Here is a 20,573-nt window from a genome sequence, read left to right as displayed (position 1 = left end):
GCCACGAGGCAGCTGCGCAACATGGTTTGCGCCCGCACACCACCCGCGCGACCGGCGGCGGCGCTCATGAGAGCGGTGGGTTTGCCAACCATCGGCTTTTCAGAATGGCGGCTGATCCAATCCAATGCGTTTTTTAACACACCTGTGACCGCGCCGTTGTACTCGGGAGTAGAAATCAGAACGGCATCGGCTTCTGCAATTTGCTGCACGAGGAGCGCGACTTCCGCAGGGATGCCGTTGTTGCTTTCCAGGTCGCCATCATAGAGCGGAATGTTCAGATTGGCCTCAACGTAGCTGTCCGCGCAGTAAAGCCGGGCCGCTTCGCGCAGCAGCTTGCTGTTGGTGGAGTCGGCGCGCAGGGCGCCGGAAATTCCGAGCAGTTTGTGAGGCATAGACCAATCTCCTTGTTCGCGTGCCCATTACGTAAGGAAAAAGGCGCCGCAATCAAGCGACGCCTTTCAAACAATGGTTGTGCGTTGATGCGCGGGCTTATGCCGTTGGCAGGATCACAATTTCCACACGACGGTTTTGGCGGCGGCCTTCTTCGTCGAGGTTGGAGGCAATGGGCTGGTCTTCGCCGCGACCAATGGTGTCGATCCGGCTGACCGGCACACCGTTGGTGAGCAGCACGTCGGCGACCGCATTGGCGCGGCGTTCAGACAGGCTTTGGTTGTGGCTTGCGGATCCGGTGTTGTCGGTGTGGCCCAGGATTTGCACGGTGCTGTCTGGGTACTTGTCCAGGCTGGTCGCAACCTTGGCCAGGTCGTCGCGCAGGCCTGCATTCACGCTATAGCTGTCCACATCAAATAGGATGTCCTGTGGCAATGTCAGGATCAGGCGGTCACCGGTGTTTTCAATGTGGACTTCATCATCCAGTTGCGCGCGCAGTTCGGCTTCTTGCTTGTCCAAGACGTTGCCGATGATGGCACCTGCGCCTGCGCCAAGCGCGGCGCCCATTAGAGCATCGCCATCGGTGACAGCGGCGATGCCAGCCCCCGCCAGCGCGCCAATAATCGCGCCGTTTTTGGTTTTGCGATATTGATCGCGGTCATCCGCGGAACCGGACACATAAGCCGGATCGGTGCAGGCGGTCAGGCCCAACAAAGCCACGGCGCTTAGGGAAATTGGAAGTGTCTTCATCTCGTGCCTCAAGTATTTGCAGCCGTTGGTCGGCTTTTGAGGCCTGTATACTGGGTTTTTCCGCATGCCCCAAGCAAAGAGCCGCTATGGATCGGCAAATTGATGCCGAAGGTCAGTTTAGGCCTCAGCTCGGGCGGACTCATAAGCGAGCAGAGCGCGTTTGACAGGCAGGCCCCAATGGTAACCACCCAATCCGCCGGATTTGCGCATGGCGCGGTGGCACGGGATCAGCCAACTGACAGGATTGCGTCCCACAGCTGTGCCCACAGCCCGCACGGCGCGCGGATTGCCAATACTGCGTGCGATTTCGGCATAGGTTGTGACTTCGCCTGAAGGGATGCGCATCAGGGCTTCCCAGACTTTGATCTGCAAGGCAGAGCCAATCATGTAGACCGGCACTTTGTCATGGTCGGCTTGTTCCGCCTGGTAGGCGGCAAGCACCCAAGGGCGCAGGAACATCGGGTCTTCTACCAGGTTAGCGTTGGGCCAGCGGGAAAAGAGGTCTTCCATCGTGGCCTCAGTTCCCGTTTCGGCGGCAAAGCCGATACCGCAGATGCCTTTTTCTGTGCCAGCGACCAGCGACAGGCCAAAGGGGCTGTCAAACCATCCCCAGTAGATGGTCAAGCCGTCGCCACGTTTGGCGTAGTCGCCCGGGCTCATGGCTTCCCAACGCAGAAACAAGTCGTGTAGGCGGCCAGAACCAGAAAGCCCAACCGAATTGGCGGTGTCCAATGTCGTGAAGTGGTCATGTAGCAGCACTTTGGCGTGGCCCAGCGTGAGGTATTGTTGGAATCTCTTGGGCGAGACGCCGGCCCAGCGGGTGAAGAGCCGCTGGAAGTGCGCGGGACTCATGCCCATGGCTTTGGACAGGTCCTCAAGCGACATGGTCTCGCCACCTTGATCGATCAGCTCAATCGCGCGACGCATGACGTTGTAGTGATAGCCTTCGGTCATGTCATTCATGGGGTCATCTCCTGTCTAGAGAGTAACCTAGTTTGTCGGGTTTGGCGCGGCGACCCGAAAATTGCGCAAAGGGCACCTCTTGACTTCGTGAAAAAATGAGACATCTATGTCTCATGTTGAAAAAATCAGAAGCCAAAATTATTGAGGCGGGATTCACCGTCTTCTCCGCAAATCCCACAGCCACACTGGCGGATGTCGCCAAAGAGGCAGGTGTGGGGCGTGCGACATTGCATCGTCACTATGCCGGGCGCGAGGACCTTATGGCTGCGCTTGCGATGGTCGCGATGCAAGAATTGGATGACGCCATCGAGGCCGCCACCAAAGACGCGCCGAGTTACACAGAGGCCCTGCGCCTGAGCTTGGAGGTGATCATTCCGCTGGCGGACCGGCAAATGTTCCTCGCCAATGAACCCTTAGATCATGTGCCAGAGGTGCTGGAAGCTTACACGCAACAGCTGGACGAAACCGCCGAAGCTGTTGAGGCCGCCAAAGAGGAAGGTGGGTTTGATGCGGATGTGCCAACAGCTTGGATCGTTCAAGCAATTGAAACCCTGACCTACGCGGCCTGGACTGTGGTGCGGGATGGGGACGCGACACCAGAGGAGGCGGCTGTGCTGGCCTGGCGCACGTTGCAATCTGGTTTGACAGGAGGAGCAAAATGATACCGGAGCAGTTTATTGAATTGGCGACACAAGTGGATGAGGTGTTCTTCCTGATTGGGTTGGCCATCCTGGTGATTGAGATTGCTGAAGCTTGGTTTAAAGGGGCTTTGAAAGGCAAAACCTGGTTGGAAATGTTGGCCAGTGCCTCAACGCAAGTGCCTTACTTGCTGCTTGAAGCCACTATGATGACGGCACTTTATTTCGGGCTCTATGTCTTTAGTGCAACCGTGGTGAGCTGGCATCTGCCAACCACGTTGCCGTGGATTGTGTTGGCTGTGCTGATTGCTGATCTGACGTATTATTGGGAGCATCGGATTGCGCATCGGGTGCGGATCCTGTGGACGCAACACGCGGTGCATCACTCCAGCCGGGATTACAACATTGTGACGGCGGTGCGCTTTGGACCGCTGGAAAGTCTGTGGTCGTTTATTGTCCACATTCCCATGATTTTGGTTGGGTTCAGTCCGGATGTGGTGCTGGGATCGGTGATCCTTGTGCAGGCGTATCAGACCTGGTTGCACACCGAGTTGATTGGCAAGCTTGGACCATTGGAGAAAGTGTTGAACACGCCAAGCCACCACCGCGTGCATCATGGCTGTGACAACAAGTATCTGGACAAAAACTACGGTGGCATCCTGATCATCTGGGACCGGTTGTTTGGCAGCTTTCAGGTGGAAAAAGAGCGGCCGCGATATGGGCTGACCACCGATTTTGACAGCCAGAATCCGGTCAAAGTGTGGTTCTCTGAGTTGCCAGGACTGTGGCGTGACATCAAGCGCGCCAAGACTGGACGAGAGTTGTGGGGGCGGCTGTTTGGACCGCCGGGTTGGAAACCATAAGCGCAATGATTTGTGGGGGCGGGTTGCGAAGACCTGCCCCCGTCACCTATGTATCCCTCAACCCAGTCACAAACGCGCAACTTTGAGATTTTTTACATGAGCCTACGCGACAAAATCGGGGCGTTTATTGACCGCCCTGCCTTTCGCAACGCCATTTTGGGCGTGATCCTGTTCAACGCCGTCATCCTTGGCATGGAGACGTCCAAACCGCTGATGGAGGCGTTTGGCCCTGTGCTGATTGCCCTGGACGGCCTGTGTTTGGCAATTTTTGTCGGGGAGATTGCCGCCAAGCTTTATGTGCAGCGCGGCAAGTTTTTCCGAGATGGCTGGAACCTGTTTGATTTCATCATTGTTGGTGTGGCTCTGGTGCCTGCCGCGCAGGGGCTGGCTGTACTGCGGGCGCTGCGCATTTTGCGATTGTTGCGGGTGGTGTCGGTGGCGCCGTCCCTGCGTCGCGTGATCGAAGGGTTGCTGAATGCCTTGCCGGGCATGGGCTCCGTGTTCTTGCTGATGGCGCTCATCTTTTATATCGGCGCGGTGATGGCGACCAAACTGTTTGGCGCGGCCTTCCCGGCTTGGTTTGGCACGCTTGGAAAATCCGGCTACTCGCTGTTTCAGATTATGACGCTGGAAAGCTGGTCCATGGGTATCGTACGTCCGGTGATGGAAGTTTACGCCTACGCCTGGATGTTCTTTGTGCCGTTCATCCTATTGACCACTTTTGTGGTGCTCAACCTTGTTGTCGGATTGGTTGTGAACTCGATGCAAGACGCGCACCATGTGGAAGCTGAGGCCGAGACCGGCACATACCGCGACGCAGTTCTGGCGCGGTTGACTGACATCGAGAGAATGTTGAAAGAGCGCGACCAACCATAGTCTGCATGATTACAACTTTCACAAACAAAAAGGCCCCGCCTGAAGAACAGGCAGGGCCTTTTCATTGAGTGATGGGCTCAGATTTTCAGGTTACGCGCCGAGTCTTTGATGGCGTCATATTGGCCAGACGGGCGGAAGCGCCACAGGTAATCAGCCATGATGGCTTCCGGTGCCAGCGGCTTGATGCCCAGCGCGTCAAAACCCTGTGCGTCATCGCTGACCACATTGTCTTTTTTCAGCAGCTTCAACTGGTCTTTGGTGATCACCGAATTGTGGATCAGGCCAAAGGTCACGGTTTGTAGTAGGCCAAAGCCAAAAGCCATCAGGCTGCCCACAAAGAACGGCAGGTTGGCGATCAGTTTGTTGCGATGGATGACGTCGAGCATTTCGGTGACCCAGCCGCGTAGAGTGTCAACTTCCGGGCCTCCCAGCTCAAAGGTGCCGGAGGCCTCGCCTTTGACGCCTTTTACCGCTGCCTGAGCCACGTCATCAACATAGACCGGCTGAAATTTGGTCTCGCCACCGACCAGGGGCAGAACCGGACCCAGCCGCGACATGGAGGCGAAGCGGTTGAAGAACTGATCGTCCTGACCAAAAATCACCGACGGGCGCAGGATCATGGCGTTGGGCATGTGTTGCAGCACGCCATCTTCACCCAATGCCTTGGAGCGGGCATAGTCGCTGTTACTGTCTTTGTCGGCGCCGATGGCAGAGATGTGCACCATCGTGTTGACGTTTTCAGCTGCGGCGATGCGGGCGATGCGTTCGGCACCTTCGTGCTGCACAGCGTCAAAAGTGTTTTTGCCGCGATCAGACAGGAGGCCCACACAATTCACCACCGCGTCAGAGCCTTGCATCACTGCCCGTACTGAGGCGTCATCGCGAATATTGCAGAACACCGGTTCGACTTGGCCGACAGATCCGTAAGGCTTCACAAACATGGCTTCGTTGGGGCGGCGCACCGCGACTCGTACGAGCCAGCCTTCTTTTGCCATGCGGCGGGCAATGTGACGCCCGACAAAGCCGGAGCCGCCAAAGATGGTGACAAGTTTGGACATGGGTTGCCTCCAAGGTAGACCATTTCCTGATGGGATAGCCCCGACAGCGTTTCAGAACAAGCTACAATGGCAGGGGCGCGACAAGAAACCCCTGCAACTTTTGCCAAATTTGCGGGTGTCTCGAGGGTGGGAATATTGGCGTGGAGACAAAAAGGGGAAAAGTCGGAGAATCGCGTTGACACCCCCTGCAGCTAGGCTTAAACGCCTGTCTCACCAACCCGTGCCCAGATGGCGGAATTGGTAGACGCGCTAGCTTCAGGTGCTAGTGTCCGTATGGACGTGGAGGTTCGAGTCCTCTTCTGGGCACCATTACTTCAGCTACATCATTGGTATCGCTTTAACTTCTGGCCACTGCTAGGAGCTTTCGCGCTGCAAGTCATTTCTGCCGCTGACTGGATAAAGTTAAATAGGGTTCATTGTAGGCTTTTGAGTGTCCCGCCAAATGCAATTCTGATCGCCTGGCGAAACACCCAAATATGCTCTCACGCAACGCCTTGATCGGCCCTGCTGCGGAAGTCAGTAGAGCGGTGACTGGGCTTTTAGGCTAGCCAGTCTCGAGCTGGAGAGCTTTCCAGGAATTTGCCAATTCTCTGCTCCGCGGCTTTGTCTTGTTCAATCAAGGGGCCACGCGCGTATCCGGCGTCAACTCCAATAGATCTTAGGGCTGCTTTCATCCCCGGAATTACACCAGTTGGCAAAAGCGCTTCAACTAAGTCTTGTGAGATGCCTTGGAGTTCCTGCGTTTTTTGCAAATCGGACTCCTGAACGCTGTTGTACAAGTCTACGTAGAGCCTTCCCAGCAAGTTATACGTTGTGCCGATTCCGCCATCGCAGCCCAAAGTCGCCGCTGCGGCAAAGATCTCATCAAAGCCAAAGAAGTACAGCTTGTTAGGACGACTTTTGCGCAGCATGGACAGCTTGAAGAGGTCCGTGGATGTGAATTTGATGCCCGCAACGTTGGGCAAGTCCAGGATCCTCTGAAGCAGTTCAAGAGGAAGAGGTCGCGATGTCCGTATCGGAACTTCGTAAACAATCAGCGGCAATGACGTGGCAGCGGCCAGCTCAGAATAATAGTGGTAAATTTCTTCATCTGAGAACGGGTAAGAGTGGGGTGGCAGTGCTGACAGAGCATCAAACTGGTGCGCCTCGGCCGATTTGGCCAGCGAAATCGAGTCGCGAATATTGGGCAGGCCCACGTGTGCGATCACACATGTTTTTTTGTCCTGTGTGAGCTTTGCTATCACAGACTGCTGTTCAAGCAGTTCATCTGTGGACATGAGGCCGGATTCTCCGCTGCTGCCGCCAATGTAGATCCCCTTCAGTCCTTGTCGCAGCACGTATTTGGTGATCGCCGTTTGTCTGTCCGCGTCGAAAGCGCCGCTGTCGGCAAAGCCCGTCAATAGTGCGGCGTACATCCCGGTAAGTGAACTATCCATCATTTCCTCATGCTTGATGTGTTTCTGGCGGTACCGATCACGGTTTCGATACCATTTTGACAGTTTTGATAGCTGAAACTTGCGCTTTGGTAAAGTATGGTTTGACAAAATGACCATTTGGAATTACCAAAACTGAGAATTTGATAACTCAGGTGGTAAGTCGTGGTGCCTTTGGCCGCGGCAAAAGCAGAAATCACCAAGCTTAGGAGGATGGACATGCAGCCCGAAAAGGACATTCAGAGCGATAGCCCTAAGCGAGTTGCGGATCTCATTGCGGAGACGATTATCGCTCAAATCAAAGACGGAAGCCTGGCTGTGGGCGATGCGGTCCCGACGGAGCGCGAATTGTGCAATCAGTTTTCGACATCGCGTCCGACCGTTCGTGAGGCGCTCTCAAATCTGCATTTGCGAGGATTTGTTTCCACCGGCACCGGGAAGCGTCCGCGTGTCACCACCCCGTCTTTAGAGGACGTGTTTACCTTGGCGGGTGATCATATTCGAGAAATTCTCGGCAATGCCGAAAGCGCTGCGCATTTGGAGCAGATGCGTCAGTTCATCGAAGCTGGCGCGGTCCGTGTCGCGGCGGAAAATGCCTCGAACATTCAAGTTGCCAAAATGCAGGCGGCGCTCGAAGACAATCGTCAGGCTGTTGGAACGAAAGATTTTCCGGAATCCGATATCGCGTTTCACCGCTCCATTGTGGCTGTTGTTGGCAACCCGATTATTCTGAAGCTGCATGATATGTTTGTGAGCAAGATGTTGGCTCACCGTCCTAATTCGTTGAGTTTACGTCAGCAAGATCCGTCCAGTTTACGCCAACAGGACGCCTCAGTTTACGAGGAGCACCGCGCGATCTACGAGGCCGTTTTGTGCGGCGACGTGGTCTCAGCAACCAAGCAAATGGATAGTCACCTGGAGCGTTCTTACCGTTCTCGATTGGCAGCGCCCAAATCGCTGGTCGACGAGACTAAACCTGTCGGGGATACCTGACACAAAGCGGACGAAGTGCCGCAAATTAACAGCATGGAGGAAAAGAGATGCTGAACAAACTTATCACCGGGACTGTTGTCTCTCTGATGATGTCGGGTGCTGCCTTTGCAGAAAAGGCCCTGACATTTGGGATGCAAGATAATGAAGTCTCCAACGTCTATCAGGGCGCGCTTGCCTTCAAGGAGGAACTGGAGAAAGCTTCTGGTGGTGAGATGACCGTGGAACTGTTCCCGTCTTCCTCTCTCGGAGACTTCAAAGCGATGGTGGCGCAGGTTCAGGCCGGCGAACTTGACATGGTGATGACCGGTTACCCTGACATGTCCTACATCATTCCCGAATTGAAGCTGGTTGGTGCGCCGTACGTTGTAGACAGCTTTGATCACCTGCAGAAAATCGTGGCCGGTCCGTGGGGCCAGGAAATGGCAGTCAAGATGAATGAACAGAAAATTCATCTTCTGGACGTTTGGTATTACGGCACCCGCCAGACGACATCTAACCGGGCGATCAACTCGCTCGAAGATATGGCCGGCCTGCGCCTGCGGACGCCAAATGTGCCGTTCTTGATTGCCTATGCAGAGAACACCGGTGCCACACCGGCGCCCGTGGCATTTGCCGAGGTTTATCTGGCGCTGCAAACCAACCAGGTTGACGCTGAAGAGAACCCGCTGCCGACCATCGAAGCGATGAAATTCTATGAGGTGCAGAGCCACATCGCGATGACCAACCACTTTATTGCGTCCGGCGCGATCCAGATTGGCACCTCCACCTGGGGCAGCCTTTCCGATGAAGAAAAAGGTTGGGTGCAAGCTGCGGTAGCCAAAGGTGGGGACGTGTCTGACGGTCTGACCTTTGATGCGGAAGCCAAGCTGGTTGACACTTTCAAAGAGCGGGGCCTGTCGATCACCGAACCTGACACCGCTGCGTTCCGTGATGCGATGAAGCCGTATTACAGCGAGCTGGAAGCCGAGTTCGGCGCCGGCGCCATCGCAAAAGTTCGCGGCGAATAACACCACCTATTTTGGGGGGCACACTGGTCCCCCAAAATTCTACGGAAGGGCATCAAGGATGAAGAGAAAATACGGTTTTGAGGCCTCAGTGTCGTCCGTTTTATTCATCGTTCTGTTTTTTGTTATGGTTTTACAGATTGTTGGGCGCACCGATTTGGTTGTCGGCCCGATCTGGACGGAAGAATTGGCGCGGTGGCTCTGGGTTTGGATGGCCCTCATCGGTATTGGGACTGTGGAGCGAGATGAAGCGCATTTGCGTATGGGCTTTCTCATGGAAGCGCTGCCCCCAAAAGTTCAGAAAATTTGGGCGATCCTGATCGATTGCGTCTACATCGCCCTGGCGAGCCACTTGGTTTGGATTGGGTATAAAACAATCCTTCGAACCTGGAATAACGAAACGGTCACTTTGCCCACAACAGACGCGGTTCTTTATGCATCCGCTTTTGTTGCGCTAGTGCTAATCGTGCACCGCATTTTCCGGCGATTGCTGTCCAACTGCACCTCATTCACATCCACCGATCTCGAAAAAGCGGAGTCCTGAGCATGGTCCTTTTGTGCGTTGTGGTCGGCTGGCTCCTGCTGGTCCTTCTGAACATCCCAATCGGTATTGGCATGATTTTTGTGTCGATGGGCTATTTCTACTATTCCGGGCTTGGACTTACGTTTGCCACGCAGCGTATGGTTGATGGCCTCAACAGTTTTCCAATGCTAGCGGTTCCGCTTTTCATCTTGGCTGCTGCCATTTTGAATTCTGCCGGAATCACGCATCATCTGTTTGGTTTCGCCCGCGCGCTGGTGGGGCATGTCACAGGTGGTCTCGGCCATGTTAATGTGCTGGCTTCTCTGTTTTTCTCTGGCATGTCAGGCTCTGCGATTGCGGATGCCGGTGGCCTCGGAAAAATGGAAATCGAAGCGATGCGCGAAGCTGGCTATGACGACGAGTTTTCGGGGTCCATTACAGCAGCTTCGTCCATGATTGGACCGTTGGTGCCGCCATCGATCACGATGGTGCTGTATGGCGTAATTTCGAACACGTCGATTGGTCAGCTCTTCTTGGGTGGCATTGTGCCAGGCGTTATGTGCGCAGGCGCATTGATGTGCATGGTCTACTTCGTTGCAAGAAAACGGGCGTATCCGACCGACACACTGAAGCCCGCCGGCGAAATTGCTGGAATGTTTGTTAAGTCACTCCCTGCTTTGCTGACACCCGTTGTGATTGTCGGCGGGATCTTCTCCGGTTACTTCTCCCCCACCGAGGCGGCGGCAATTACCGTTCTGTATGCGATCTTGATTGATTTGCTGTTTTACCGGGAACTCACGTTTCGCCGACTTTGGGATGCGATCTACGACACGGTGGTCACGTCATCCGCCATCGCAACCATCATCGCAGGGGTTGGATTGCTGGGATGGGTTCTGGCACGTGAGCAGGCTCCTCAGCAGATTGCCAACCTATTTTTGGCGATTGCTGATGATAAACTGACGTTCCTCATCGCTGTGAATCTCATGATCTTTGTGTTGGGTGCTTTTATTGAATCGCTGGTGATTTTGTTGGTTGTTGTTCCGATTTTGGTGCCTGTGGCGCTTGGGTTTGGCGTGGACCCTGTGCATTTCGGCATCATCGTTGTTCTGAACCTTATGATCTCGATCTTAACGCCGCCGATGGGCATGGCCCTGTTTGTTGTCGCTCAGGTTGGTGACATCCCATATCAACGGCTGGCTAAGGCCATCCTGCCTTGGTTGCTGCCCCCTATCATTGTTCTGGTACTGGTTTGCACTTTTCCAATTCTGGCCACGGGCCTGCCAAGTTTGATGAGATAAACAATGAACGTACTGAAGCAACTTCAAGGCGGGTTGGTGGTGTCTTGCCAACCTGTTGAAAACGGTCCCATGGATCGCCCGGATATCATTCTGGCTATGGCGCAGGCTGCCGTAGCCGGTGGCGCCGTCGGGGTAAGGGTCGAAGGCGCGGACAATGTGGCCGCGGTTAGAGCGGGGTTGGATCATCCGATCATCGGTATCGTCAAACGTGATTTTAATGACAGCCCGGTGCGCATAACCCCTTGGGTACAGGACGTTATTGCACTGGCGAAGGCGGGCGCAAATGTGATTGCCTATGATGCCACCGAGCGCGTCAGGCCAACACCTGCTGCTGAGATCTTGCGCACCATCCTAACTCATAATTGTCTGGCCATGGCCGATTGCGCGACATTTGCGGATGCCACGGAAGCTTCCGAAGGCGGTGCGCAAATCCTTGGATCAACGTTGTCCGGCTACACCGCAGAAACAGATACCGACAGCCGTGGGCCAGATCTAAAGCTCGTTTCGATTCTGCGTCAGTTAAACCGTTTTGTAATGGCGGAAGGGCGCTATGACACGCCGCAGATGGCGCGCATGGCTTTAGAGGCAGGTGCGGATTGCGTGACTGTCGGTACGGTCCTCACACGGTTGGAGGTCAACACTACGAAATTCCACGAGGCATTGCGAATGCGGGACGACGAAAATGGTGACACACACAGTGACTGAATTGAACGGCTTTGCAGTTGACTTGGGTGGTACCAAATTGGCCGCCGTCTCATTTGCGCGTGGGAAAGTTCAGAACGCGCTGGTGCGCAAAACAAAGAGTGCGGATGGCCCGGCCACTTTGGTGCGGGAGTTGGAACAGATTTCCAAAGAGATCGGATACACGCAGGGGGCGCCCATCGGCGTTGCTGTGGCCGGTAAGTTGGACGACCAAGGGCTGTGGTCATCTGTCAACCATTCCATCTTGAAAGACCTCGACAAGTTGCCGCTTGCAAAAAGTTTGGCCAATGTACTTGGGGCCGGAGTGGTTGCTTTGAACGACACTCAGGCGGCTGCGATTGGTGAGCACCGCTATGGCGCTGGTCAAGATGTGTCCTCTTTGGCTTACTTGACTGTTTCAACCGGGATATCGGCTGGCTTTGTGTTGAATGGCGCGTCGCTGCATTCTCCCAATGGCATGCTGGGACACGTCGGTGCGATGGTTAGCCGAAATGGCGAGCGTCAGTGCGGCTGTGGACGAATTGGCACTTATGAAAGCATGGCCTCAGGGCGTGCAATCGAAGCCATGGCCGGTCAGTTGGGGCATGGCGCTCTTACGTGTCATCAAGTTTTTGCTGCGGCGGCGGCAGGAGAACATTGGGCGCAAACACTGTTTGATGACGCGTGCTCTTCCATCGCTGAACTCTGCGCCAACCTTGTTGCTGTTCTGGGAGTTGAGCGCGTTGTTCTCGGTGGTGGTGTCGGATTGGCAGACGGCTTCTTGAGTGGCGTCAAACGGCACCTAGCAAGGGAGCCGATGCAATTTCAGCCGCAAATTGTTCCGGCCGGGCTGGGCAAGCATAGTGCCATGTATGGCGCGTTGTCTGCCGCCATCACGAAGGGCGGGTCACAGTGAAAGTATTGATCTACAAAACCGCCGAAGAGGCCAAAACGCATGCCGCGCGTCGCCTGTTGAAACAAGTACAACAGCGGCCAAAGTCGGTTTTGGGATTGGCGACCGGCGGCACGATGGAAGACGTCTACGCCAAGTTGGTTTCCATAACGCGGAAATCCAGCACCAAATGGTCTGAGATCACGACGTTCAATCTTGATGAGTATTGGGGGATTTCTGAGGATAACCCTGCCTCGTATCGCACCTACATGAACCATCATCTTTTCTCTCAAATAGATATCAATCCGGCGCGTACATATGTTCCGATGTCCCAAGGCACGGACCCGGGGCAAGCCGCAGCGCAATTTGAAGCGCAAATTCTGGCGTCTGGCGGGATAGATCTTCAGTTGTTGGGGATTGGTGAAAACGGCCACATTGGTTTTAATGAACCGACATCCAGTCTCGCGTCGGAAACCCGCCTCAAGACGTTGACGGAAAGCACGCGAAGCGCAAATCGCCGATTTTTTGAGACGATCGACGAGGTGCCCAAATACGCGCTTACTGTTGGGATCGGAACAATCCTGAAATCCGCCGAATGTTTGATTGTGGGTACAGGGGCCAGCAAAGCAGTGGCTGTTCGATCTATGATTGAAGGCCCTGTGTCTGCGGCCTGTCCCGCCAGCGCATTGCAGATGCATAAAAAAGTTACTGTGATGCTGGATGAGGATGCCGCACGGGATCTCGAGCTTCGTAATTATTATCACCTTGTGCATCCAGATGGTCAGGAAAGTCCGCTTAACAATGGTTGATCCCAAGCTGTGTTCGTTTGTGTTTGCCGACGCGCTGTATGACGGCACCTCTCCAAACTCAAAACCAAACTCACTTATCTGCATTTCTGAGAAACAAATTACCGCAGTGCATGAGGGTGTTTCGCCCAATGATGTACCCAGGGATGCAATTTGTGTGCCTGTGGCCATGCCAGGGTTCATTGACTTGCAAATTAACGGTGCTGGCGACGTACAGTTTAACTTTGACGTCTCCGTGGCTGGGCTTGAAACGTTGGTAGCGGCTTCTGCGCACGGCGGCGCGACACATATTTTTCCGACGTTTACCACCGCGCCAGATAGCGGCTTTGTCGAAGCGCTTGAGGTTGTGACGCAGGCCGTCGCGTCTGGGGTGCCCGGCGTGGCTGGCATTCATTTGGAAGGCCCTTTTATTTCTCCCGCGAGGCCTGGCATTCACCGCTCCGACTTCATTCGCCCGCTAACCAAAACAGATGCTGACGTGCTCTGTGAGGCTGCCAAGTCGATCACCATTCTTCTCACGCTTGCTCCAGAGGAGCAGGATCCTCAATTGTTAAGGCAACTCAGTGACAGTGGCATCAAGCTGTTTGCTGGCCACACTGAAGCAAGTGCAGAGGACATGGATTTGGCATCGCGTTCAGGGGTTGTGGGGGTGACACATCTTTTCAACGCCATGCGGCAGTCGATCGCTCGAGATCCGGGCGTGGTGGGGGCGGTCCTTGGCAGTGGGGACTTTTTTGCCGGCCTCATTGCAGACGGGTATCATGTGCATCCCCGCAATCTCAATCTTGCGGTTCGGTCCATTCCGGAACAGCTCTGTTTGGTCACAGATGCGATGCAAACGATGAACGGAAACTCCAAGGAAATGATGTTGTACGGAAAGCGCATCGTGCTGGAAAATGGCCGATTGAATGGCGAGGATGGCACAATTGGAGGTGCGCATCTGACCATGAATGAAGCCGTGCGGAATATCACGCAAATGACCGAGGCCACGTTGGGTGATGCTGCGGTGTTTGCCAGCACCAATCCCGCGCGCGCGGTTGGAGTGCACCACACCTACGGTCAAATTGCGGCGGGGTTTAATGCGTCCATAACGATGCTTGATGGGGACTTGAACAGTGTGGGTGTGGTGCGCGACGGCGTGTATCAGTGTCTGGAGCAGACGGCCTAAACCGCGATGACCACCTGTATCTGGAGGGCCGCTTCAATGTTCGCAATGTCGTCCGGTTTGGGTCGCTTATTATCAGGAAGAAACCGTTTTTTGCAGGTGGTCTGAGACCGCCTGTAGGGCGCCACGAATGTCGCGCGCTTGAATTGCCGCGACGATGGCTTCGTGTTCCTTGTGACTTTCCACTGGGTTCTTTTTTGATTTTTGTACCCGATCAAGAATGAGCCACTCAACCAAGGCGGTGTGCGATGAGATCAGGATTGGATTCTTGGTGACATTTACGAGCGCACGATGAAATGCGACATCGCCTGCGACAAATGTATTGGGTTGCCCCAACAGAGCAGCGTTTTCCGCATGCACATCGCTGATAAGTTCAATTTCGGAGTCGCTGGCATGGATGACAACAAACTGTACCACCCCTTGCTCAAAAATAAGCCGAGCTTGATTGAATTGTTCGACACCCTTGGGTGACCCCAGAATGGAATGCGCAACATGTGAAATCTGTTGGATAACAACCTGAGGGTCGGGCATCGATGTGCGAGGGCGCTCGCCTTGTTTTACAATCAAAAAACCACGCCATCTCAGGGATGCAATGGCTTCCCGAACACTAACCCGTCCAACATCGAACTCTGCCATCATTTCTTTTTCGGAGGGTAAAAACTCTCCTTCGTGGTACTCACCACTCATAATGCGGCTCAGTATCACGTCGGCGACTGTATCCGAAACACGTCGCTTGGCGGCAAGTACTTGGGAATTGGGTGTTTGGTTCATTAAGCTGACCAGGATTAGCGAATTTGGGTAAGTTTTGGATTGTCTAACAGTCAATTAGGCTGAAAGCGAGCGCTGCAAGATAAACATTGTTGGGGGCCGTCGGCAGTTGACTCATTGCGAACCGCCGACAGCGTGGGTGTCAATTGGTGACAACCACTTGTTCACCGTCCCAGCTCAATTGAAACGCCTCTGTCCGTGCGGAACGTTCGCCATCTTCTCCGCCAACGGCCAAGATGCCGTCCGGCGTGGTGAATGTTGCGCCGTAAGCTAGGCCCACAGGCAGATCATTGACCTGTTTGGCCCAGCCTTCTTTCATCACATAGATATCGGCGTTGAAAGCTTTTGGATAACCGGCGTGCGTAAACCATTGTTCAGCAAACCCGCGCGCGCGGGCACCGTGGAAGTTTGCGCCGCCAGCCACAATCAGTACGTCGTCTGAATACCCAGCAAATGGGCTTGCAAGACCTTCCTGCAACGAGGCGCCAATCCGTGCCGGAAGTTGCGGCATCTCTGTCCACGTTGCACCGTTTTCCTCAAAGGCAACTTGCTTGATTTTTGGAGTGCGCAGCCCCGGTTTGATCTCACCGTTGATAAGCAAAATACCTTTGTCATTTTCAACTACGGCCGAGCCCGTGTTGGGCAAGTAGGGGTTTTCACCGAGATCAGACCAAGAGTTTGTGGACACCGTGTACAGCAGTACCTGTGTGTTCCAGAGATAGTCTTCGGGTGGCATACCCATGTAATCATCTACGATCTTTTGCCACTTTTCAGGCTCTTTTTCCTTGTCGGTGGTCAGGACATCATGGAGGTAGCCATCAAACAGTTCTTTGTTGTAGCCGCCAAAGATCGCGATACGGTCTTCGTCAATTGCATGGGCCGACGCTCCTAGCAGACCTACCGGCGTGGCCGTTTCGATCTTGGCCCAGGTGTCAGCCAAAGTGTCATATGCATAAACATCGGTAAAAATGACTGGCGAAGCGTCGTCTGGGTTCGCCTTGCCTGAGCCTGAGAACACAAAAAGTTTGTCACCGGCCAGAGCAAACGCGGCGCCATTGGTAGATGGCCCAGGGAAAGAACTCATTGCTTTCCAAGTGCGGACATCGGACCCCAGATCCATCGAATAAAGAGCGTTTCCGGTGGATCCTAGCCCAATAAAGGCGGTGTTGCCGTCTTGGGCAAATACGCCATTTTTGAACCCGACAGGCAAATCCGGCCAAGCTTCATTGGCCTGAATGGTGGTTGCCATAGCCATGACAGAAACTGCGCTGAACAAGGCACAACACGTCTTTCCAAATTTCATTTTTATCCTCCACTTATTGTTTTATGAGTGAGACTCACTATTATGCTCATAAGTACATATGCGCATATGCACACTAGGCGCGAGTTAATGAGGAAGCCACAAAAATTTTGGGGACTAGGTGTTTTGTGAGTTTGGCTTGAAATCGTTCGTAAAACCGGCGGGATGCGGTGTTGACCCGCATGACCCGCATGATGTGCGTGTCTTGCGGCAACTGGTGTGTCTAACGAATGAAGACAGAGACCTTGGCCAGATACATTCACAGATTCACGTAAGCAGGCCTAATGTGTTTTAAATCTTGGGAACAGCAGCGTCGGTTGGACGGCCGATCAACGCAATGGGATAATCAAATGCCAAAAATTGTCATTTTCGATACGGAATACTTGTCTTGTGATGGGGCAATGTATCGCGTTTGGTCTGCCGCAAATGACCCAGATCCAATACTGGTTCAAATAGGGGCGGTCTTGGTCGACTTGGACGGACCGGCCCGCGTTGTCGACACGTTGAACGTGATTGTCACGCCGCAAGACCGGCATGGTCGTGTTTGTCAGCTCGATCCGTATTTCGTTCAGTTGACAGGTCTGACGGACCAGCAATTGGAAACCGAAGGCGTACCTTTGCGTGATGCTCTGGAAATGCTGGACAGTTTTTCCCAAGGCAGCGATTTTTGGAGTTGGGGGAAAGATGAGCTTTTTGCCTTGGGCATTAGCTGCTTTGTTCAGGGCTTGTCTCCGTCGATTCCAGCACGACGGTTTTCCAACCTGAAATCGGTGATGCATTCGGCAATTTCAGAGCGTGATATTGCAAACATCAACAGCTCTGAATTGTCCCAATTCTTTGGCTTAAACGGGCCAAACTTGCGAGCCCACGATGCCCTGGGTGATGCCACGTCCCTGAGCGCCGCACTTATTCACCTACTAGAAACCAACAAAATAGACCGTGAATTGTTTTTTAGGGTGCGGGAATTTGGGTGACCGGGCAATGTTGATTGGTTGGCAGATTGGGCAAGTACCTAGCTCTTGAGCTTGACCATGCACCGACAATGACCCTGCCAGCATTTTACGTTTTGGCCAATCTCCAATCGCGATCAGATAGAGCAAGCCACGCCTGACAGAAATGTGGGTACTATCAGTTTGGTGTGAGATTGACCCGCCGGAGCGGCGGGTCAGACACAGCTTCCAGTCTTGCGAGGCTTGTTTTAGTCCAGTGGTTTGTAGACCATTGCGTCGATCTCAACCTTGGCATCAACCATGATTTGCGAACGCACCGTGGAACGGGCGGGACCACCATTGGGGAAGTAGCTGGCGTAAACCCGGTTGAAAGTCCAGAAGTCACGTGGGTCGTCGAGCCAGACACCCACTTTGGCAATGTCTTCCAAAGTACAGTCGGCCAATTCCAGCGCTTTGATCAGGTTTTCCATTGTGCGGCGGGTCTGGCTTTCGATGCCGCCGTCTTCGATCTCGCCGTTTTCTTTCATCGCCACTTGGCCGGAGATAAAGACGAAGTCGCCGGCACGCACAGCGGGGGCAAAGGGTAGGGCTTGTCCACCGGCACCGGTGCGGTCATCTCCGAGGCGTTCGATTTTTTTGCTGCTCATGTTTGTGAGTCCTTGTGTTGAAGTAAAAGAGAAAAGGGTTTGGGCGCAGGGATCACCAGACCTTGCCACGGGCGGCAACGGGGTGGGGCCCAAGGGCTGTGTCGCCGCGGATCAGTTGCACCTCATCCATCATATTGGTCACCACACAGGCGTGGTTGGGGATTATGCGCAGGCGGTCACCGACGGTGAGATTGATGCTGTCAGCGGTCAGGATCCCGTGCTCCTCGGCGAGGCCGGAGATTGTGATGTCGGGGCGGCCACTAACTTTGCCATGCCCTTGCAGGCCCAGCAGGTCGGAGGTCAGCACTTTGGAGCCGGCGTCGATGATCGCGCGGGAGTCGTTTGGCACGGAGACCACGGTGGCCAAAACAGTGAGCGCGCAGTCGTCCTCGGTGCAGACGCCGTGGGCAACCAGGGAGCGGTCATTATAGATGTAGGTGCCAATCCGGTATTCGGTGGCAATGGGCACGTCATGTGTACGCCACATGTTGGGGCTGCTGCCGATTGAGATTGTTTGCACCTGGAGGCCCGTTGCGGTGATCATATCCACCGCTGTTGTCAGCCAATTTTGCACGGAGGTTTCTTGTCCAATCGACGGGTGTGTCATCAGACCGCCAAAGGCCAGTCCAGGTTTTGCGTCGATGTGCGCCGCGAGATCGGCAGCTTGGTCCGGAGACATCACACCACAGCGGGCGCCGCCGGTGTCACATTCCACGAGGACCGTGAGTGGGTTGGGTGCATCTGTGAAAGTATCTGAAAGCCCGTCCACTGTAGTCTTGCTGTCGGCCACGACACTCAGGCGGACTCTGTCCGAGAGTGCGCGCAGGCGGGCCAATTTCTCGGACCCAAGAATGTTGTAGGTGATCAATACATCTTCGATGCCGCCATCTGAGATCATTGCCTCAGCTTCGCTGACCTTCTGGCAGCAGATCCCAACGGCACCGGCTTCCAGTTGGCGTTTGGCCAGCATGGGCAGTTTGTGGGTTTTGATATGCGGTCGCAGGTGCAGTTTGTGGTCGTCGCAATAGGCTTGATAGCGGTTGATGTTTGCTTCGGCGATATCAAGGTCAATCAGGACCGCCGGTGTGTCGATGGACGGGAAACTCATGCCAGTTCCTCTTCATGCGGCGCCTCGACAATAGGCCACAGCGGGCGCGTCAGGCGGGTGTAATGCGTTGTGGTTGGATTGTTCGGGTAAGGGCCGTTAACCGCTGCATAGAGAATATCGGCGGCTATGGGGGCAAAGGCACCGTGGAAGTGGTTGGTGGATTTCACGGCCACAACCTGTTTGGCGGAAACGTCAATGCCAAGGTTGGTGAAAAGGTCCGGCGAGAAGGTTTGCGAACGGTTGGAATTGAGCACCACGTTGATGCCACTCACATCGATCACCGCGCAGTCACCTAACGGCACAATGGAGTCGCCAAAGCTTTGAACGGCATCTTTGGCCACTTTCAGAACTGCCACGGTTGCGTCGATTGGTGCACCTGCGTGAGCGGAGGTTTTACCGCCAAAGCGTAGATCAAGTTTTGCGCCTTCGCCAGCGGCGTGGCACAGGCGGACCGCCATCGGATCCCAGATGGTGCCGAGCGCCATATTGGCGACGTTCATGTCCAGCGCCGCTTGCAGCAAGATGGTCGAGTCGCCCGCCACACCGCCACCTGGATTGTCCCAAACATCCGCAATGATCACCGGGCCAGTGCTGGCGGCGGAGGCTTCGACGAGGGCGTCTTCGACGGTTAAAAATTCGGGCTTGGTTGTGCCACGGAATGAGAACAACTCCATGCCAAGATCGCGCGCCAACTGAGTGCCTGCTGGTTTGTCACCATTGCTGATCACAATGATCTTGGCACCGAGGTCCGGGGAGTCACCCGCCATAAAGCCGTGAATGGTGGAGACCGAGAGCGCGGTGCCATCGGCTTCTAGCCTCATCATCTTGTCAACGAAGCCGCGCATCGGGTGGCGGCTGGTGGGCAGCACGTCCATCATACAGACGTCAAACACTGAGATCTGCGGGGTGATTTCACCACGCGCTGCGCGCAGGGTTAGGTCTACACAGGCTTCGCCGGTTTCTACAAAGTCCGTGTGCGGGAACTCTTTGAACACCGTGATAATGTCAGCGTTTCTGGCGCGTTTCTCACTGAGGTGACTGTGTGGATCAAAGGTCACGCCGATGGTGACCGCAGGGCCGACAATTTCGCGGACAGCTTCAATCAACACGCCTTCGCAATCGACACATCCATCGGCAATCATCGCACCGTGTAGACCCAGGACAACGGCCTCCACCGGCAGGGCGGCTTTCAGCTGGTCCAGCACTTCTTCGCGCAGGCGATCCCAGGTACGGGCGTTCACCAGACCGCCGGGTTCAGCCCAGGTGGCGGTGCCTTCGATCAGCTCCACCTCACCCGCTTTGGCGCGTTTGCGTAGAGCCGGAAAGACCGCGCTGCAAAGTGTGGGCGTTTCCGGATGCTCGCCGGGCGGGGCGTAGAAGCTCTGTGCGAAGTCGGAAAAATCAGTGCGCAACGGCGAAAAAGTGTTGGTTTCGGTGGCAACCGAAGCACAGAAAACCCGCATGGTT

22 protein-coding genes and 1 tRNA gene are annotated in these 20,573 nt (G+C 54.7%); 13 read left to right on the top strand and 10 right to left on the bottom strand.

Going from position 1 to position 20,573, the window contains the following annotated elements; translation table 11 throughout:
- The 3 genes from QZ517_RS09205 to QZ517_RS09195 form a co-directional block, all read right to left on the bottom strand.
- Positions 1–392: NAD(P)H-dependent oxidoreductase (locus QZ517_RS09205; protein WP_294225530.1), on the bottom strand; the 392-nt coding region annotated here is incomplete at its 3' end.
- A 97-nt stretch (positions 393–489) separates the two neighbouring features.
- Positions 490–1,140 carry an OmpA family protein gene (locus tag QZ517_RS09200; RefSeq protein WP_294225527.1) on the bottom strand — a complete coding sequence of 217 codons (651 nt, stop codon included), beginning with the start codon at positions 1,138–1,140 and terminating at the stop codon, positions 490–492.
- A gap of 117 nt (positions 1,141–1,257) precedes the next feature.
- Positions 1,258–2,103: a bifunctional helix-turn-helix domain-containing protein/methylated-DNA--[protein]-cysteine S-methyltransferase gene (locus QZ517_RS09195; RefSeq protein ID WP_294225524.1), complete on the bottom strand. Its 846-nt coding sequence runs from the start codon at positions 2,101–2,103 to the stop codon at positions 1,258–1,260.
- A gap of 113 nt (positions 2,104–2,216) precedes the next feature.
- Here QZ517_RS09195 and QZ517_RS09190 point away from each other — a divergent pair, with 113 nt between their 5' ends.
- The 3 genes from QZ517_RS09190 (at position 2,217) to QZ517_RS09180 (ending at position 4,480) form a co-directional block, all read left to right on the top strand.
- Positions 2,217–2,765 (top strand): TetR/AcrR family transcriptional regulator, encoded by a 549-nt coding sequence (locus tag QZ517_RS09190; RefSeq protein ID WP_294225521.1) that lies wholly within the window; start codon positions 2,217–2,219, stop codon positions 2,763–2,765.
- Positions 2,762–3,604, top strand: a complete 843-nt coding sequence (locus QZ517_RS09185; protein WP_294225518.1) for a sterol desaturase family protein — start codon at positions 2,762–2,764, stop codon at positions 3,602–3,604. The genes QZ517_RS09190 and QZ517_RS09185 overlap by 4 nt, the downstream gene beginning before the upstream one ends.
- A 96-nt stretch (positions 3,605–3,700) precedes the next feature.
- On the top strand, positions 3,701–4,480 hold the full coding sequence (locus tag QZ517_RS09180) for an ion transporter (RefSeq protein WP_294225516.1): 780 nt from the start codon (positions 3,701–3,703) through the stop codon (positions 4,478–4,480).
- Between the two features lie 77 nt (positions 4,481–4,557).
- Here the strand turns inward: QZ517_RS09180 and QZ517_RS09175 are convergent, their stop codons facing one another.
- Complete coding sequence (locus QZ517_RS09175; protein WP_294225513.1) at positions 4,558–5,538, bottom strand: complex I NDUFA9 subunit family protein; 981 nt, start codon at positions 5,536–5,538, stop codon at positions 4,558–4,560.
- Between the two features lie 222 nt (positions 5,539–5,760).
- Here QZ517_RS09175 and QZ517_RS09170 point away from each other — a divergent pair.
- Positions 5,761–5,847 (top strand) — tRNA-Leu (locus QZ517_RS09170).
- 230 nt (positions 5,848–6,077) lie between these two features.
- Here the strand turns inward: QZ517_RS09170 and QZ517_RS09165 are convergent.
- Positions 6,078–7,091 carry a dihydrodipicolinate synthase family protein gene (locus tag QZ517_RS09165; RefSeq protein ID WP_294225510.1) on the bottom strand — a complete coding sequence of 338 codons (1,014 nt, stop codon included), beginning with the start codon at positions 7,089–7,091 and terminating at the stop codon, positions 6,078–6,080.
- Between the two features lie 99 nt (positions 7,092–7,190).
- Here QZ517_RS09165 and QZ517_RS09160 point away from each other — a divergent pair, with 99 nt between their 5' ends.
- The 8 genes from QZ517_RS09160 to nagA are packed head-to-tail and all read left to right on the top strand — an operon-like array spanning position 7,191 to position 14,336.
- Positions 7,191–7,964, top strand: coding sequence for a FadR/GntR family transcriptional regulator (locus QZ517_RS09160; RefSeq protein ID WP_294225507.1), 774 nt, complete (start codon positions 7,191–7,193; stop codon positions 7,962–7,964).
- A 47-nt stretch (positions 7,965–8,011) separates the two neighbouring features.
- On the top strand, positions 8,012–8,971 hold the full coding sequence (locus QZ517_RS09155) for a sialic acid TRAP transporter substrate-binding protein SiaP (protein ID WP_294225505.1): 960 nt from the start codon (positions 8,012–8,014) through the stop codon (positions 8,969–8,971).
- A gap of 58 nt (positions 8,972–9,029) precedes the next feature.
- Positions 9,030–9,512, top strand: a complete 483-nt coding sequence (locus QZ517_RS09150; protein ID WP_294225502.1) for a TRAP transporter small permease — start codon at positions 9,030–9,032, stop codon at positions 9,510–9,512.
- Positions 9,513–9,514: 2 nt separating this feature from the next.
- Complete coding sequence (locus QZ517_RS09145) at positions 9,515–10,789, top strand: TRAP transporter large permease (RefSeq protein ID WP_294225499.1); 1,275 nt, start codon at positions 9,515–9,517, stop codon at positions 10,787–10,789.
- A 3-nt stretch (positions 10,790–10,792) separates the two neighbouring features.
- Positions 10,793–11,494, top strand: a complete 702-nt coding sequence (locus QZ517_RS09140) for a putative N-acetylmannosamine-6-phosphate 2-epimerase (RefSeq protein ID WP_294225496.1) — start codon at positions 10,793–10,795, stop codon at positions 11,492–11,494.
- A complete protein-coding gene (locus QZ517_RS09135) occupies positions 11,472–12,386 on the top strand; it encodes an ROK family protein (RefSeq protein WP_294225492.1) in 915 nt (304 codons plus the stop codon). The genes QZ517_RS09140 and QZ517_RS09135 overlap by 23 nt, the downstream gene beginning before the upstream one ends.
- Positions 12,383–13,171: a glucosamine-6-phosphate deaminase gene (nagB, locus tag QZ517_RS09130; RefSeq protein ID WP_294225488.1), complete on the top strand. Its 789-nt coding sequence runs from the start codon at positions 12,383–12,385 to the stop codon at positions 13,169–13,171. Before QZ517_RS09135 ends, nagB begins: the two co-directional genes overlap by 4 nt.
- Positions 13,164–14,336 (top strand): N-acetylglucosamine-6-phosphate deacetylase, encoded by a 1,173-nt coding sequence (gene nagA, locus QZ517_RS09125; RefSeq protein WP_294225485.1) that lies wholly within the window; start codon positions 13,164–13,166, stop codon positions 14,334–14,336. Before nagB ends, nagA begins: the two co-directional genes overlap by 8 nt.
- A 72-nt stretch (positions 14,337–14,408) precedes the next feature.
- Here nagA and QZ517_RS09120 read toward each other — a convergent pair whose 3' ends face one another.
- On the bottom strand, positions 14,409–15,104 hold the full coding sequence (locus QZ517_RS09120) for an FCD domain-containing protein (protein WP_294225482.1): 696 nt from the start codon (positions 15,102–15,104) through the stop codon (positions 14,409–14,411).
- Between the two features lie 139 nt (positions 15,105–15,243).
- Positions 15,244–16,404 carry an N-acetylneuraminate epimerase gene (locus tag QZ517_RS09115; protein ID WP_294225479.1) on the bottom strand — a complete coding sequence of 387 codons (1,161 nt, stop codon included), beginning with the start codon at positions 16,402–16,404 and terminating at the stop codon, positions 15,244–15,246.
- Positions 16,405–16,751: 347 nt separating this feature from the next.
- Between QZ517_RS09115 and QZ517_RS09110 the strand changes: the two genes are divergently transcribed.
- The gene (locus QZ517_RS09110) at positions 16,752–17,375 is read left to right on the top strand and encodes a hypothetical protein (RefSeq protein ID WP_294225477.1); all 624 of its coding nucleotides are present in this window, start codon (positions 16,752–16,754) and stop codon (positions 17,373–17,375) included.
- Positions 17,376–17,599: 224 nt separating this feature from the next.
- Here QZ517_RS09110 and QZ517_RS09105 read toward each other — a convergent pair whose 3' ends face one another.
- From QZ517_RS09105 to QZ517_RS09095, 3 genes are read right to left on the bottom strand one after another with little or no spacing between them, the layout of a single operon-like run.
- The gene (locus QZ517_RS09105) at positions 17,600–17,998 is read right to left on the bottom strand and encodes a RidA family protein (protein WP_294225475.1); all 399 of its coding nucleotides are present in this window, start codon (positions 17,996–17,998) and stop codon (positions 17,600–17,602) included.
- Positions 17,999–18,050: 52 nt separating this feature from the next.
- Positions 18,051–19,106 (bottom strand): D-TA family PLP-dependent enzyme, encoded by a 1,056-nt coding sequence (locus QZ517_RS09100; RefSeq protein ID WP_294225472.1) that lies wholly within the window; start codon positions 19,104–19,106, stop codon positions 18,051–18,053.
- Entirely contained in the window at positions 19,103–20,569 is a 1,467-nt protein-coding gene (locus tag QZ517_RS09095; RefSeq protein ID WP_294225470.1) for a M81 family metallopeptidase, read from the bottom strand. The genes QZ517_RS09100 and QZ517_RS09095 overlap by 4 nt, the downstream gene beginning before the upstream one ends.
- Positions 20,570–20,573: the final 4 nt, after the last annotated feature.

Origin of the sequence: uncultured Shimia sp. (assembly GCF_913054185.1) — a bacterium.
Lineage (GTDB): Bacteria > Pseudomonadota > Alphaproteobacteria > Rhodobacterales > Rhodobacteraceae > Shimia.
The sequence above is the reverse complement of the archived record's forward strand: the minus strand, read 5'-3'. Positions and strand labels throughout refer to the sequence as shown.